Below are 14,182 nucleotides of genomic sequence, written 5' to 3' on the forward strand. Positions count from 1 at the left end.
GTGGCGGAATGGTAGACGCAAGGGACTTAAAATCCCTCGGTAGTTTTTACCGTACCGGTTCAAGTCCGGTCTCGGGCACCACCAAAAAATGGCGACATGGCCAAGTGGTAAGGCATGAGCCTGCAAAGCTTTGATCCCCGGTTCGAATCCGGGTGTCGCCTCCAGACTTTAAAAAAACCAAATTAAAGGGTTAACAATGAAAAAGTTACTTTTAATAGTATGTGTGGCATTTTTTGCGGTAGGTTGTTCAAATACTTGGCACGGCGTAAAAGAAGACACGCACAACGCTAAAGAATGGACTAAAGAAAAAATCAACGACGGAGCTACCTATGTCAAGGAAAAAACAGAATAATTTTTTAGTGGTTATAGCAAATTTTAAGTAAAGTTGGTTATAATCACAAATCTTTAATTCGGGAGATGGCTGAGCGGTCGAAAGCGGCGGTCTTGAAAACCGTTGAGGTGTGAAAGCCTCCTGGGGTTCGAATCCCTATCTCCCGGCCACTTCAAATTTTGAATCACTTTTTAATTTTTCAATTTTTTATTTTCTTAAATGTTGTTTTCTTTTAAATTTGTATTTTTATCATAAAAATTTATTTTAAATTCTCTAGCAAGGCTGAAATTTGGCCTCAAGCTAAATTCTAACAATGTACGGCTTCAAACTCTAAGATTAAAATTTATAAAATACCAAAGTTATTAAAAATCTAAAGGAGTGGTTTATGAACATAAAAAGCATTTTTAGTAAGATATTTAAAGGCGAGCAGGGTGAGGCCGATGTGCTCGAGGCTATCGGTAAAATTTTAAACCAAAAGGGCGATGAAAACTACTATCTCATTCCAAAGGCAAGCATCGACGATCCTGCTGGCTCATCTAGAGAGATAGATCTGCTTTTGCTTCACCCAGCGCTTGGAATTTACGTCATCGAGGTGAAAAACTGGAGCGACCTTGAGCAAATGGACGAAAACAACCCATATGATCAGGTAAAAATCTATCAAAGAATGCTTCTTGCAAAGATAGAGTCCGTCCTTAAAAAAGTACCTATAAATGTCGAGTACAGGGTCATTTTTCCAGCTATCAGTAAGGCCGAGGCTAGTAAATTTTACGCGACAAATCCAAGCTATCTAAATTTTAAAAATCATACCTTTTTCAAGGATGATCTAACAGACGAGGACATCTTTGCTAAATTTTTCAACTCATCCATAAGCACGCTGCCAAACAAAAAAGAGTTTCTTAAAATTTCAGAAATGCTTGTCAATCAAAGCAGGCTAAAACAAAAGATAATCCCGATAATCACGAAAGATGAAGTGATGTTTTTTTGACCACAAGCAGCTTAGCATTATGAATGGCTACACTGGTGGTTTCCGCGTGATCAGGGGCGTTGCAGGCACCGGTAAGACGATGATACTTGCAAATTTTGTCGCAAATAGGCTTGAGCGTGACGAAAATGAGAAATTTCTCGTACTTTGCTTTAATAAAAATTTGGCACAAAATATCAAATCAAGCTTTGGTAATAAATTTATAAATAAAAACATCGCCGTCTATCCGATAATATCGTTGCTAAAACGTATAGAATTTGATGAGACGAAGCTTGGAATGGATGAAAATACAAATATCAGCCAAAAGTATCAAATTTACGAAACCGACGAGGCGATTGCCGAGTTTAGAGCGAAATTTAAGGCACACCTTGCAAAGCATCCGATCGACTACGTCCTTTGTGACGAAACGCAGGACATGCCAGCTGGCTTTATGCGTATCATCTACGAAGAGATCAAAGACTGCATATTTTTCATAGACGAGGCTCAGAAATTTTACCCATACACGATGAACAACATCGCCGATATCTTTCACCATCCTAAATTTGAGAAGATTGACATGAGAGGTCGCGTCAAAAATCTAAAAAATGTCTACCGAACGCCTTCAAACATCGCTAGGTGCGCATTTGAGATCTTGCAAAAGGATTCAGCGATAAACGACTACTACAAAAAGAGCTTTTATCTCAATCAAGACTTCATCTCAGACATCCAGTGTATCTTGCAAGATGGCAGCATAAAGGTGACCGAGCTTGATGAATTTAGTGAGCTTAAAAAGTGCCTAAAAGCTTTGCCAAATGGCGAAACAAGCGTCGTTTTAAGTAGCAGCAAAGTCGCTGTAAATGCCATAAAAGGAAGTGTCTTACCAGAAGAGGGTAAAAGCGTAGAGGTTTTGACGATGCAGTCCATTAAGGGCCTTGAAGCGCAAAATGTCATTATCCATAACTTTTTGCCGTTTTTGCAGACTATATATAAAAATGAAAGGGCGCTTTTTTATAGGAAAATTTACGTCTTGCTAACTAGAAGCCGTGAAAATTTATATATTTCACTGCCTAAAAATTTGGATGAAAATTTGCCAGATGAGATAAAGCAGGTGATAGAGGTCATCAAAAAATACGCCGCCATCACACAAGACTTGCCACCAAAAAATGAACAAGTAAAAGAAAAATCAAGCTTAAAACTAGCCTCTATAAGACCAGTTTTAAGGGATGTAAAAGAGGGAGCCGAGCTAGTGGTGGCAGGTAGTCAGCTCTTTGCCATCATAGCTGGGCTCTTTGCATAGTAAATTTTAATGGCAGCCGCAGCCACAGCCACATCCGCCGCTTTGTTTTATCGCGTCGAAAACTGCGTCGTAGTTTGGCTCCTCTGTCACTTCAGGGACGATTTGCTTGTGGATGATGACGCCATCTTTGATGACAAAGACTGCTCTTGCAAGCAAGCCTTTTAGCGGGCCGTCACTCATCAGCATACCGTAGTTTTGGCCAAATTCTCCGTATCTAAAGTCGCTTCCCACACGCAAATTTGCTATGCCCTCAGTCGTACAAAATCTCCCCATCGCAAATGGTAGGTCGTTTGAGATGATGCTTAGTTTTAAGCCCTGTTTGCCAGCTACTTTTTCGTTAAATTTACGAGCCTCTGCCGCGCAAACGCCAGTATCAAGTGAAGGTAAGCAGACAAGCACCTCTATGCCGTTACTTCCGCCCACGCTAAATTCGCTAAGATCTTGTGCTACGACTCTTGCCTCAGGTGCATAAGAGCCGACAAATAGCTCGCTACCGCTTAAATTTACATCACTGCCTTTAAATTTTGTAGTTGCCATGTTTTTCCTTTTTAAAATAATTTTCATGATATTAGCCTAGCAGAGTAAATACTTAAATAATAATTTTTATTGAATAAGATAGCAAATTTCTACCTCAAATTTCCCCAAACCCACCCAAAATATAGCCAAACCAGTAAGTGGTAGTAAAAGTGCTTTTTAAAATTGCATTTGTAAGATTGCTAAGACTAAATTTAAGCTTTTGCTTGGTCTTCGCAAGCCGCCAATGTATGGTTTTTTACTCGCTTTTGGCTAAATTTTTACCATAAATTTTACTCTACTAGATCGACTGCCCAGTTTGCCTCCTGAAGCTTCATCTCAAGCTCTCTGATCTCTTTTGAAAGCGCATCCACTTGCTTTTGAAGTGCGGACACATCGACCGTGCTTAAGATCTTGATCTCGCTGTTTGAGTATAGATCGACCTTTTGGCTAGCACTCGTGGCAAACTCCCTAAGCACGTTTGCTTTTAGCACCAAAGCGTCCTTTTTGGCGATCATCTCCGTAAGGCTCATGCCTTCAAATTTCGCACTTGAGTTTGTTAAATTTATAGAGCAAATGAGTGTGAAAAGCTCGCTTGTTAGCTTGTCAAGCTCTTTTAAAAGAAGCTTTGGATCCTCACTAGGTTTTTCATTTTCCTGTGTTTTTGCATTGCTAAGTAGCCTGACTTTTAGTTGCTCGATGCGCTTTTGCGTGTCAGCCCTTAGGATGAGAGCCTGAGCTAGTTTCATCATTTTTCCTTTTTGGGTATTAAATTTTTTAAATTATCTTAGTATCTTTTGGGTTATAATTGATTTAAAAATTTATTCCGAGGAAAAGCTATGAAATACGATTTTGACACACTTGTTAGCAGAGAAGGTACCAACTCATCAAAATGGCGTATGAAGAGTGATATTTTGCCGATGTGGGTTGCGGATATGGATTTTAAGGCTGCACCTGAAATTTTAAGTGTCTTGCAAAAACGACTTGATAACGGTGTATTTGGCTATTCCTTTATCCCAAAAGAGTGGAACGAAGCGATAAAAAACTGGTGGCAAAGGCGTCATAACGTTAGCTTTGAAAACGAATGGATAAGCTTTTGCACCGGCGTTATACCAGCTATTTCGACAGCCATTAGAAGATTTAGCAATCCAGGAGATCAAATTTTAGTTCAAGCTCCTGTTTATCATGTATTTTTTAACTGTATAAAAAACAATGGCCGTGAAATTTTATCAAACGACCTTGTTTATAAAAATGGCTCTTATGAGATTGATTTTGAGGACCTTGAGGCAAAGCTAGCCCAGCCACTAACAACTATGATGCTTCTTTGCAATCCGCACAATCCAATAGGTAAAATTTGGGACAAAGAGACTCTTAAAAAGATAGGAGAGCTTTGCTACAAGCATGATGTTTTGGTTATTAGTGATGAGATTCACTGTGACATAACAGATCCGGGGCTAAACTACGTACCGTTTGTGAGTATTAGCGATGAGTGTAAAAATAACTCTATCACATGCATTTCACCAACAAAAGCTTTTAATATAGCAGGTCTTCAAAGCTCAGCCGTTGTCACCCCAAATGAAAAGATCAGATCAAGACTAAATGCCGCTATAAACTATGATGAGGTCGGTGAGGCAAACGCATTTGCCATCATTGCAGCTATTGCTGCATTTAACGAGGGCGAGGCGTGGCTTGATGAGCTTAGGGATTATCTCTTTGAAAACAAAAAAATCGTTGCAAATTTTATAAAAGAGCAAAATTTACCAGTAAAGCTTCTGCCATCAAATGCAACTTATCTTTTATGGCTCGATTGCAGTGCGTTTTGCGAGGATTCAAGCGAATTTATGAAATTCTTGCGAGATAAAGCAGGGTTGTGGCTAAACGACGGCAATGCTTACAGGGGCGATAAATTTTTTCTTCGTATGAATATCGCAACGCAGCGCGAAAGAGTGCTTGAAGGATTAAAACGCTTGCAAAGTGGGATAAATTTATATATCAAAAATAAGTTGGACTAAATTTATTTTTGGTTGGGTAGCTTTTAATTTAAGTAAAAGGCTACTCACCAAAATAAAGCAAGTCACCAAAAAGCATTTTGCTGTTTTAAACCCATGATGTTACGCCAATTTATAAAATTTTATGTAGTTTAGTTCATAAATTTAGTGGCGAGTTTAAAATTTAATTGAATAAAAAGAAGAAAATTAAAGGCGGGAAAGTCCCGCCAGATATTATTTATGTAGTTCTTTTGTGTAAAACTCAACTGAGCCAAGGCCCTCTTTTAGTGCCCACTCGTAAGCTTTGCTTACAAATTCCCAGTTTATGTTCTCATAAAATGTCTCTAGATATTTTGGACGAGCGTTGAAGTTATCGATATAGTAAGCGTGCTCCCAAACGTCAACAACTAGAAGTGGCACTTTGCCATCGCTTACTGGAGTTTTTGCGTTGCTAGTTTGCACGATCTCTAGCTTTTTGCTGTTTGGGTCAAATACAAGCCACGCCCAGCCTGAGCCAAAAAGTGTTGTAGCTGCTTTTAAAAATTCCTCTTTAAAATTTGAGAAATTTGCCTCGATCGCAGCTTTTAGCTCGCTTGACATCTCACTTTTTTTAGCGATGCAGTCCCAGTAAAAGTCGTGGTTGTAAACTTGAGCGACGTTGTTGTAAAGGCCACCTTCACTATTTTTTAGAATTTCATAAAACGATGCGTCAGCAAATTTTGTATCTTTTATAAGATTGTTTAAATTTGCAACGTAGGTCGCATGGTGCTTGCCGTGGTGGTATTCACAGGTTTTGGCACTTACTACCGCATTAGCGTTTACGTCAAATGGAAGTTCTCTAAGTTCAAACATAATAATTCCTTAATGATAAAATTTGTTATTTCGAATTATATCCATAAAAAATTAACAAATGAAAATATTTTGAATTTAGCCACAAAATATGGGCAAAATTTAAGCTAGATAAAATTTTTGTATTTATGCATAATTTTAAATTTATAAGTAGATCAAAGCTCTAGCAAAATAGCAGCTATTCTTGACTAGATAAATTTAAAATTTATTAAAACATAAAATAAAATAAATTTTATGTGTAAAATCGTAACAAATATTTTTAAAAGTTTAACTAATAAAAATTTATAAGAATTTTACAAAAACATAAATTAGCTTTTTAGATTATATTTGTTACTAAACTACACATATAAAAATAAATAATTGTGCATTTACGAAACAAAATTTCCAAATTTTTATTTTTGAAATTTATAATGCACTTAACAAAACCATTACAAAGGATAAAAGATGAAATTCTTACAAGCTTTACTTTTCACTTGTGCCATCAGTGGCTTAGCATTTGGTGCTGATAAAGTATATACGATCAAATTTGCGCACGTTGTTGCGGCCTCTACGCCAAAGGGCAAGGCGGCAGACTTTTTTGCTAAGCGTGCTGAGGAGCTAAGTGGGGGCAAACTAAAAGTTCAGGTATTCCCATCAGCTCAGCTGCTTGATGACGATAGGGTTTTTGGTGCGCTAAAGCTTGGCAACGTCCAAATGGCAGCTCCTAGTTTTTCTAAATTTACACCTATTGTGCCGCAGTTTCAGCTGTTTGACCTGCCTTTCATCTTTAAAGATGCAGACCACCTTCACAAGGTCCAAGACGGCGAGGTTGGCGAGGAGCTAAAAGGCCTTGTGACTAAGAAAGGCTTTGTGGCGCTTGATTACTGGGATGCTGGATTTAAGCACTTTAGCTCGAGTAAAAAGCCAGTTCTTGTGCCAGAAGATGCAAAAGGACAAAAATTTAGAATCCAAAGCTCAAAAGTGCTAGAAGAGCAGATCAAGGTAGTTGGCGGCAACCCACAAGTTCTGCCATTTTCAGAGGTTTATTCTGCACTTCAACAAGGCGTAGTTGATGCTACTGAAAACCCACTATCAAATTTCTATAACTCGAAATTTCACGAGGTTCAAAGCTCGCTTACACTTTCAAATCACGGATATTTGGGCTATTTAGTCGTTATGAGTGATAAATTCTGGAACAAACTACCAGACGATCTAAAGGCAAATGTAAAACAAGCTCTAAGCGAAGCTACAGCTTACGAGAGAGAAGAGACAGCAAAAGAGGATGCTCACGTCATAGCCGAGCTTGAAAAATACATTGCTGCCAGCAAAAAACTAGAAATTTTCAAGATCGACGACGCTCAAAAGGCTGAGTGGGAGAAGGCTATGCAGACTATCTATCCTAAATTTTACGACGTCATCGGCAAAGAGCTAATCGAAAAAACTCTTGGGGCGAAATGATGAAAAAAATATTTGACGTCCTTGATGTTGTGATAGTTTCGTTAAATAAAACTATCGCCGTAACCGGGCTCGCATCTGGTACGCTGCTAGCCTTTGCTAACGTCATGGCCAGATACTTTTTTGATAAAAGCTGGTCATGGGCGAGCGAGCTATCAAACTATCTATTTATATGGTCGGCGTTTTTTGCCGCAGCATATGGCTTTAACAAGGGCATTCACGTGAGCGTAACTATCTTGGTGGAGAAATTTCCACCAGCGCTCGCGAAGGTATGCCTACTCTTTTCGCACATTTTGACAACTGTCTTTTTGATATTTATCGCGGTCTACTCGGTGGATTATCTAAAAATTCTGCACGAGATCGAGCAGATGATAATAGACCTTGGCATACCACAATGGGTCCCTATGGTTGTGCTTCCAATAGCCTTTGTCACAGCTAGCTACCGCTCGGCTGAAAAGGCTATCAAAGTAGCGCTAACGCCTGCAGCACAAGTCGTGAGCAACGAAGCGCACGAGCTAGCTCATGGTAGCGTAGTCAAAGATTAAGGAGAAAAAAGATGACAATAGCATTTTTATTTATCCTACTTTTTGCACTGATGCTAATAGGCGTACCAGTGGCAGTTTCACTGGGAACGAGTACGGTTTTGACGATGATATTTTTTACAGATATTGACGTCGCTACGATCCCGCAGCTCATATTTGACGGTATCAATAAATTTTCGCTAATGGCGATACCAATGTTTATTTTGGCTGGAAATTTACTAAGCAAAGGCGGCTCAGCAAGACGTATAATCGACTTTGCAAAGTCTATGGTCGGACACTTGCCAGGCGGTTTGCCTATGAGTGCGATATTTGCCTGCATTATCTTTGCGGCAGTATCTGGAAGTTCGCCTGCGACGGTTGTGGCTATTGGCTCAATTATGTTTGTAGCGATAAAAGAGGCTGGCTATCCAAAAGAGTACGCAGTGGGCGGCATAACTACAGCTGGCTCGCTTGGAATTTTGATCCCACCTTCGGTTGTTATGATAGTTTACGGCGTAACAGCAGAGGTTAGCATAGGCAAGCTCTTTATGGCAGGCGTCATACCTGGTCTTATGCTTGGTGCATTTATGCTTATTCAAACTTATATTGGAGCAAAAAAACTCGGCTTTAAAGCGACCAAGGCTGAGCCACTTAAAGTAAGAGTGCAAAAATTTGCTAAAGCATTTTGGGCGCTTTTAATCGTTGTTGTGGTTATCGGCGGAATTTATGGAGGCATTTTCACTCCGACAGAAGCTGCTGCAGCAAGTGCAGTCTATGCGCTATTTATCTCGCTTTTCATATATAGAGATATAAAGGTAAAAGATCTTTGGGATATCTGCCTAGACTCGGCTCTTACGACAGCTATGATATTTTTCATCATCGCAAACGCCGTTGTTTTTGCATATTTGCTAACTAGCGAGCAGATCCCTCAAGCGATCGCTTCAATGATACTTGACGCAAATATCGGTATGATAGGATTTTTGATATTTGTAAATATCTTGCTATTTATCATGGGTCAGTTTATGGAGCCTTCAAGCGTTATCATGATCATGGTGCCACTCTTGCTTCCGATAGCTACACAGCTTGGTGTTGATCCTATTCACTTTGGTATCATCTTGGTTGTAAATATGGAGATAGGCATGGTGACTCCGCCTGTTGGACTAAATTTATTTGTCGCAAGCGGTCTTACAAATATGAACTTAAAAGAGGTCATCATGGCGTGCTTGCCGTGGACGCTGACTCTCTTCTTTGGCCTTATCTTGGTTACATATATACCGCAAATTTCACTTTGGCTACCAAACCTAATGTATGGACATTAAAATTTAGAGGCTCAGGCCTCTAAATTTATCCTTTTGGATCGTAATCTGCACTTATAACGATATTTTTACCGCTTCTCTTACCAGCGTAAAGTAGGCTATCGGCTTGTTTGATCATCTTTTCTAAGCTAAATTCTCCAGTGCCATCATGAGCAACTACACCAAATGTCATTGTTGCATTGATCTTTATGTCCTCAAACTCGACTATATTTTTGCTTAGCGTCTCTCTTACTCTCTCTACTATGCTTACAGCCGCATCCTTTTTAATGCCTAAAACAACAGCTAGAAATTCTTCTCCGCCAAACCTAGCTACTTTATCTTCATCTCTAAAAGTGCTTTTAAAAATTCCTGATAGGCTTTTTAAAACAGCATCTCCAGCACCATGCCCATAAGTGTCATTTATCTTTTTAAAGTTATCAATATCACACATAACGATAGCAAAATCTTTGTTTTTATAAAGCTCTTTTTTGCTTAAAATTTGTTGCATCGAAGTACGGTTTAAAAGTCCTGTTAACGGATCGTGATTTAAAATATTCTCAGCTATCTCTTTTTTCTCTAAAATATCTAAAAATATAAACAAATTTGAGCTCTCTAAAAGATATGAAATAACAACCGAGAACACGCAAACCATGCTTAAGTTAAAAATAAAAAGCAGATCTTTAAAGCCGTCAAAATGTTTTATAGGCTGACCATCTAAATATACATAGCAGGCTATTGATAAAATTATTTGCATTGCAACTACTATGTAGTTAAAAAATTTGTAGGTAAATGAAGTAAAAAACAGTATTAGTGATGATGCTAAAAATAATAGCCCAAAGCCATAGCCCAAGCCAAGCACTAAAATACAAACTAATGCATGGAATAAAATTTCAAGCTGAAATATCACCATTATGATTTTGCTGTTTTCTGAACTATCATAAATAAGTCTTATGAGAAAAAGGTAAATCGCTACTGAAAATACATTTGTAACTACTAAAATTTCTTCACCCATCAATAAAAATACAAAGAGATAAAAAACATGGGCAAGCAGTGTCGCAAATATAATAACTTTTTGAGCTGTATGAAGTGAAATTTTAAGCATTTGCACCCCTCCTTAAAATTTCTAATTCAATACGGTCTTTGCCATTTTGCTTTCCTTCGTAAAGTAGTTTATCCACTAAAGTTACTACGCGTTCAAAATCCACTTCTACACCATTTCCACATATGAGCATGCCAAATGTCATAGTAACTGGGCTTTTGTCCGGAAGTTTTGCATTGTTTATCTGTTTTTTAAGTCTTTTACTCACTTCATGGATAAAGTCTATCTTTGTATCTGGTAGGATTATCAAAAATTCTTCTCCACCCCAGCGACAAACATAGTCTTTGCCTCTGAATGATTTCTTCAAAGCATTGGCAACATCTTTTAAGACCATATCACCACAGTCATGTCCGTATGTATCATTTATGCTTTTAAAGTTATCAATATCGCCTAGCATTACGACTAAATTTGTATTGCCACTTCTTTCTTTATTAACACTTAGCTCGTATTTTAAAGTTTTTTCTATTGTTCTTCTATTTAAAAGCCCTGTTAAAAAATCATGCTTTGAGTCCTTTTCAAGCTCCTCTGTCTCTTTTTGTATTTGCTGATATTCGCTAGAAGTGATGACATCTGCAAACATTGAAAGCCTTAAAACAATAAAAAAAGCAAAAATAATACTGCATATGATTATTGCCATTTGTATAGCTGATGGAACCAGAGGTGTTTCATTTTTATACGTAAAATAAAGAAGTATAAGTAGTGCTAATTCAAAAAATGCCACTATATAGGTAAGGCTCTTTGAGTCAAATGCTAGAAAGTAGTTTATAAATATTACGCCTACAAGTGTTATCCAAATTCCACTACTCCATCCCATATTGGCTACAACAATAACAACAAGCAATATAACATTTAAATGAAATACAATAGATATTGGTACTCTGTGTTTGATATTAAATTTTACCCTAAGTATCAGGCCAATTATCATGAATAGCAAGCATACGAGAAACATTGGAGTGGCTACGACCATAAAAAGTAGTAAGGATGCTACATTCATCAAGATCATAGCATCTAGTATTGTTTTATAGATATTGTCAATCGCCTTATAACTACCTTGTCCTATAAAATCCTGTGTCAAATGAAACTCCCTGTAAATTTATTCCGTTAAATTCCATTAAACTATTTTAATACGAGTCGTAACTATCTTCGTCCTCATCGCTGTCTTCGTAGTTATAGTCATTTTCATCATAGTTATAGTCGTAGCTCTCGCTGCGATCATCCTCGTCTTCAAATTCAGAGTAGTCTTCTTCTACTTCTTCATAGTCAAAATCATCACTCATTTTTATCTCCTTTAAATTTTTATTTTTTTACATTTTCTATATACAAGCTTTGGCTTGGGAATGCGAAATTTAGACCATTTTGCTTTAAAATATCCATAATTTTTAACATTACATCTTGCTTAACTTCTAAAAACTCTCCCCAAACGATAGTTTTTGCAAAGCAGTAGATTAAGATATTGATTGAGCTGTCGGCAAAATCATCCACCACAACAAATAAATTTGACTTATACCCAGCGTAGTCATCAACAGAAACTATACTTTGTCTATACTTTAGACCTTTTTTCTTGGCGGTGATGTCTTCGCTTTTAGCGATATCTGGATGATTGATTAGCATATTTTTTATATCTTCGACACATTTTTTAATCTCTTCAGTCGTCGCCCCATATTCGATGCCTATTAGCATTCTGATACGTCTACCAACCTTTCTTCTGCTCCAGTTTCTAACAGGATCACTTGCTAGTTTTGAGTTCGGAACAAAAATAAGAGCATTGTCAAAGCTTCTAATAGTAGTTTTTCTAAAGCCAACTTCAACAACGGTGCCCTCTATATCGCCACAGACTATCCAATCACCCTGTGAGAATGAGTTGTCAAAGAGCATCATAACAGAAGCAAAGAAGTTTGCAATGATGTCTTTTGCAGCAAATGCAACAGCAAGACCACCGATACCAAGCGAGGCTATGAGTGCTGATATATCAAAGCCAAGCTTTTGAAGAATTAATAAAAGTGCAATTATTAGCACGATTACATATATGACTTTTAGAACAAGATTTATAACCTCTTTACGTCTACTTTTTTGTGCTATTTTATCAATTATGACGATACCATAGCCATTTAAAATGGTTAAAACAAGCCATGAAAATGCGACTATATATATGATTGAAAATATATTTGCCACTGCAAGCGGCACTGGCACCGGATAAAAGCCAACACCGATACAAATGTTTAGCGCATAAATAATAAGAAGTGCTGATATTGGCTTTTTAACTATATCTACGATTTGGTCTTTAGCCTCTTTTACGCTCTCGCCAGAAGCAATGAGTGACATTAGCCAATATGTAAGCTTTGCTAAAATTCTAGTAAGTGAGACAAAAAACAAGAATATAGCGACAATAACAATAACTTTACCGATATTAAATTTTGCCGAATTCACTGAGGTTAGTTTATTTATGTATTCAACCGCATCTATTAAATTTAGCTCAGACAAGATCATGCTCGAGCTTAAAAGTTCGGCATTATTTTTAAGGTAAATTAAAATTTCTTCATCGGTCTCTTTTTTTAGCTCAAGGTCTAAAAATGCGTTGTCATAAGAACTTGAAGTCTCATTTAATGAGTCTTTTAGTTCTTTTATACTTACGTAAGAATTTGTTTGTAAATTTAAAAGTCCGCCGTCTATCACCTCTTTGATAGAATTTACCTTAGCACCCTTTTTAAATATCTCTTCAAGACTGATGAGTGCCGAGTAGTAAGCGTAGTCGATCTTCATCTTCTCAAGTTCAATGGCACTTTGGATATAAGCGTCTTTATTTGATTGTTTTTCTAGTCTAGCTACCTTTTTTTCTAGAGTATTTTTTTGCAAAATAAATTTGTCAATATCGCTTTGAGTCACTTCAATCTGCATGATATATAGCGGAATTTTTTCCAAAAGATCGTTCTTTTTCTTTTGAAGGCCGATCAAATTTGAATTATCTATTTTTGATGAATTTATATCTTTTTGCTGTGCTTTGATAATGTTTATTTGACTATTTAGAGTTTGAATTTGATTTGTTAGACTTATTATATTTTCTTCTTGGGTTGTGTTGCCTTCATCACCAAAAAGAGCTAAAAATGAAAAAAGGATGATGACTAGAAATTTACGCATTTTCGCCTCTTCTATCTGCTAAAAGTTTAAATGTGCCTTCTTTTAAATCGTAGCTAAAAATTTCTCCAGTCTCGATGATGTAGTGCCAACCATAAATTTGGAGATTACCCTTTTCGTACTCATCTTTTACGTTTGGATAAGTCATTATGTTGTCGATAGAATTTATGACATTAAGTCTCTCTGTTAGCCATGCCATTTTAGCTGGATCGTCACTTGTAAATTTAAGTACTTCTCGTTTGATTGGCTCTATTAACTTTATCCAGTTTTTAACGTTTGGCGTATTTTTGAGTTTCTTTTCGTCTACATAAAGAGCTGCACATCCACCACAGTCAGAGTGGCCGCAGATGATGATATTTTTAATGTTTAAAACTTCAAGCGCATACTCTATCGCCGAAGTAGTCGCTAAAAACTCGTCGGTCACTCTGTAATGTGGCACGATATTTGCGATATTTCTTACCATAAAAAGCTCACCAGGTAGGCAATTTGTTATCAAATTTGGCACAACTCGTGAATCTACACATGAGATGAAAAGCGTATGTGGGTCTTGTTTGTGTTGCAAGCTTTTAAAGAGCTCCTCGTGCTCTAAAAAGCCATCTTCCATAAATTTTATTGCACCTTCAAGTAGGGAATCATCCATAAAAATTTATTCTCCGTTTTTATATTTTTATGCGATTATAGCAACTTTTATTTAATCTAAAAACTGCTTATTAATATAAAATTTTAGTTAATATTATTTATTAACATTCTTTTTATTTATTG

Annotated in this window: 15 protein-coding genes and 2 tRNA genes; 9 read left to right on the forward strand and 8 right to left on the reverse strand. The window is 37.1% G+C overall.

All coding sequences use genetic code 11. The annotated features are described in order from the left end of the window. Positions 1–90: 90 nt before the first annotated feature. The 5 genes from ACTTKV_RS05110 to ACTTKV_RS05130 all read left to right on the forward strand — a co-directional run bounded on the left by ACTTKV_RS05110 (position 91) and on the right by ACTTKV_RS05130 (position 2,589). Positions 91–164 (forward strand) — tRNA-Cys (locus ACTTKV_RS05110). A 32-nt stretch (positions 165–196) separates the two neighbouring features. Then, a complete protein-coding gene (locus ACTTKV_RS05115; protein WP_442549564.1) occupies positions 197–352 on the forward strand; it encodes a hypothetical protein in 156 nt (51 codons plus the stop codon). A 59-nt stretch (positions 353–411) separates the two neighbouring features. Next, a tRNA-Ser gene (locus ACTTKV_RS05120) sits at positions 412–501 on the forward strand. 215 nt (positions 502–716) lie between these two features. Continuing rightward, positions 717–1,316, forward strand: a complete 600-nt coding sequence (locus ACTTKV_RS05125; RefSeq protein WP_442549565.1) for a nuclease-related domain-containing protein — start codon at positions 717–719, stop codon at positions 1,314–1,316. A 19-nt stretch (positions 1,317–1,335) separates the two neighbouring features. After that, entirely contained in the window at positions 1,336–2,589 is a 1,254-nt protein-coding gene (locus ACTTKV_RS05130) for a DNA/RNA helicase domain-containing protein (protein ID WP_442549566.1), read from the forward strand. Positions 2,590–2,595: 6 nt separating this feature from the next. On the opposite strand, the gene tpx is transcribed toward ACTTKV_RS05130, so the two are convergent. Both tpx and ACTTKV_RS05140 read right to left on the reverse strand, forming a co-directional pair. After that, complete coding sequence (gene tpx / locus ACTTKV_RS05135; RefSeq protein WP_442549567.1) at positions 2,596–3,126, reverse strand: thiol peroxidase; 531 nt, start codon at positions 3,124–3,126, stop codon at positions 2,596–2,598. Between the two features lie 269 nt (positions 3,127–3,395). Next, positions 3,396–3,851 (reverse strand): DIP1984 family protein, encoded by a 456-nt coding sequence (locus ACTTKV_RS05140; RefSeq protein WP_442549568.1) that lies wholly within the window; start codon positions 3,849–3,851, stop codon positions 3,396–3,398. Positions 3,852–3,941: 90 nt separating this feature from the next. Here ACTTKV_RS05140 and ACTTKV_RS05145 point away from each other — a divergent pair, with 90 nt between their 5' ends. Then, a complete protein-coding gene (locus ACTTKV_RS05145; protein WP_442549569.1) occupies positions 3,942–5,114 on the forward strand; it encodes a MalY/PatB family protein in 1,173 nt (390 codons plus the stop codon). A gap of 210 nt (positions 5,115–5,324) precedes the next feature. Here ACTTKV_RS05145 and sodB read toward each other — a convergent pair whose 3' ends face one another. After that, positions 5,325–5,942: a superoxide dismutase [Fe] gene (gene sodB / locus ACTTKV_RS05150; RefSeq protein ID WP_442549570.1), complete on the reverse strand. Its 618-nt coding sequence runs from the start codon at positions 5,940–5,942 to the stop codon at positions 5,325–5,327. 441 nt (positions 5,943–6,383) lie between these two features. On the opposite strand from sodB, the gene ACTTKV_RS05155 reads away from it, so the two are divergent. From ACTTKV_RS05155 to ACTTKV_RS05165, 3 genes are read left to right on the forward strand one after another with little or no spacing between them, the layout of a single operon-like run. Further along, the gene (locus tag ACTTKV_RS05155) at positions 6,384–7,376 is read left to right on the forward strand and encodes a DctP family TRAP transporter solute-binding subunit (protein ID WP_442549571.1); all 993 of its coding nucleotides are present in this window, start codon (positions 6,384–6,386) and stop codon (positions 7,374–7,376) included. Beyond that, the gene (locus ACTTKV_RS05160; RefSeq protein WP_442549572.1) at positions 7,376–7,918 is read left to right on the forward strand and encodes a TRAP transporter small permease; all 543 of its coding nucleotides are present in this window, start codon (positions 7,376–7,378) and stop codon (positions 7,916–7,918) included. Before ACTTKV_RS05155 ends, ACTTKV_RS05160 begins: the two co-directional genes overlap by 1 nt. 11 nt (positions 7,919–7,929) lie before the next feature. Continuing rightward, positions 7,930–9,213, forward strand: coding sequence for a TRAP transporter large permease (locus tag ACTTKV_RS05165; protein ID WP_442549573.1), 1,284 nt, complete (start codon positions 7,930–7,932; stop codon positions 9,211–9,213). A gap of 25 nt (positions 9,214–9,238) precedes the next feature. On the opposite strand, the gene ACTTKV_RS05170 is transcribed toward ACTTKV_RS05165, so the two are convergent. The 5 genes from ACTTKV_RS05170 to ACTTKV_RS05190 are packed head-to-tail and all read right to left on the reverse strand — an operon-like array spanning position 9,239 to position 14,060. After that, on the reverse strand, positions 9,239–10,291 hold the full coding sequence (locus ACTTKV_RS05170) for a GGDEF domain-containing protein (RefSeq protein WP_442549574.1): 1,053 nt from the start codon (positions 10,289–10,291) through the stop codon (positions 9,239–9,241). Beyond that, the gene (locus tag ACTTKV_RS05175) at positions 10,284–11,363 is read right to left on the reverse strand and encodes a GGDEF domain-containing protein (protein WP_442549575.1); all 1,080 of its coding nucleotides are present in this window, start codon (positions 11,361–11,363) and stop codon (positions 10,284–10,286) included. Before ACTTKV_RS05175 ends, ACTTKV_RS05170 begins: the two co-directional genes overlap by 8 nt. A 46-nt stretch (positions 11,364–11,409) precedes the next feature. Next, on the reverse strand, positions 11,410–11,565 hold the full coding sequence (locus tag ACTTKV_RS05180; protein WP_442549576.1) for a hypothetical protein: 156 nt from the start codon (positions 11,563–11,565) through the stop codon (positions 11,410–11,412). Positions 11,566–11,584: 19 nt separating this feature from the next. Further along, the gene (locus ACTTKV_RS05185) at positions 11,585–13,423 is read right to left on the reverse strand and encodes a mechanosensitive ion channel domain-containing protein (RefSeq protein WP_442549577.1); all 1,839 of its coding nucleotides are present in this window, start codon (positions 13,421–13,423) and stop codon (positions 11,585–11,587) included. Beyond that, on the reverse strand, positions 13,416–14,060 hold the full coding sequence (locus ACTTKV_RS05190) for a carbonic anhydrase (protein WP_442549578.1): 645 nt from the start codon (positions 14,058–14,060) through the stop codon (positions 13,416–13,418). The genes ACTTKV_RS05185 and ACTTKV_RS05190 overlap by 8 nt, the downstream gene beginning before the upstream one ends. Positions 14,061–14,182 lie beyond the last annotated feature (122 nt).

The sequence above is a fragment of the Campylobacter sp. genome (genome assembly GCF_052169515.1).
Taxonomy (GTDB): Bacteria; Campylobacterota; Campylobacteria; order Campylobacterales; family Campylobacteraceae; genus Campylobacter_A.

What these genes read in the sequence shown, in the direction of transcription:
- ACTTKV_RS05115 (WP_442549564.1), top strand. Translation starts at nt 197, where the DNA reads ATGAAAAAGTTACTTTTAATAGTATGTGTGGCATTTTTTGCGGTAGGT.
- ACTTKV_RS05125 (WP_442549565.1), top strand. Translation starts at nt 717, where the DNA reads ATGAACATAAAAAGCATTTTTAGTAAGATATTTAAAGGCGAGCAGGGT.
- ACTTKV_RS05130 (WP_442549566.1), top strand. Translation starts at nt 1,336, where the DNA reads ATGAATGGCTACACTGGTGGTTTCCGCGTGATCAGGGGCGTTGCAGGC.
- tpx (WP_442549567.1), bottom strand. Translation starts at nt 3,126, where the DNA reads ATGGCAACTACAAAATTTAAAGGCAGTGATGTAAATTTAAGCGGTAGC.
- ACTTKV_RS05140 (WP_442549568.1), bottom strand. Translation starts at nt 3,851, where the DNA reads ATGAAACTAGCTCAGGCTCTCATCCTAAGGGCTGACACGCAAAAGCGC.
- ACTTKV_RS05145 (WP_442549569.1), top strand. Translation starts at nt 3,942, where the DNA reads ATGAAATACGATTTTGACACACTTGTTAGCAGAGAAGGTACCAACTCA.
- sodB (WP_442549570.1), bottom strand. Translation starts at nt 5,942, where the DNA reads ATGTTTGAACTTAGAGAACTTCCATTTGACGTAAACGCTAATGCGGTA.
- ACTTKV_RS05155 (WP_442549571.1), top strand. Translation starts at nt 6,384, where the DNA reads ATGAAATTCTTACAAGCTTTACTTTTCACTTGTGCCATCAGTGGCTTA.
- ACTTKV_RS05160 (WP_442549572.1), top strand. Translation starts at nt 7,376, where the DNA reads ATGAAAAAAATATTTGACGTCCTTGATGTTGTGATAGTTTCGTTAAAT.
- ACTTKV_RS05165 (WP_442549573.1), top strand. Translation starts at nt 7,930, where the DNA reads ATGACAATAGCATTTTTATTTATCCTACTTTTTGCACTGATGCTAATA.
- ACTTKV_RS05170 (WP_442549574.1), bottom strand. Translation starts at nt 10,291, where the DNA reads ATGCTTAAAATTTCACTTCATACAGCTCAAAAAGTTATTATATTTGCG.
- ACTTKV_RS05180 (WP_442549576.1), bottom strand. Translation starts at nt 11,565, where the DNA reads ATGAGTGATGATTTTGACTATGAAGAAGTAGAAGAAGACTACTCTGAA.
- ACTTKV_RS05185 (WP_442549577.1), bottom strand. Translation starts at nt 13,423, where the DNA reads ATGCGTAAATTTCTAGTCATCATCCTTTTTTCATTTTTAGCTCTTTTT.
- ACTTKV_RS05190 (WP_442549578.1), bottom strand. Translation starts at nt 14,060, where the DNA reads ATGGATGATTCCCTACTTGAAGGTGCAATAAAATTTATGGAAGATGGC.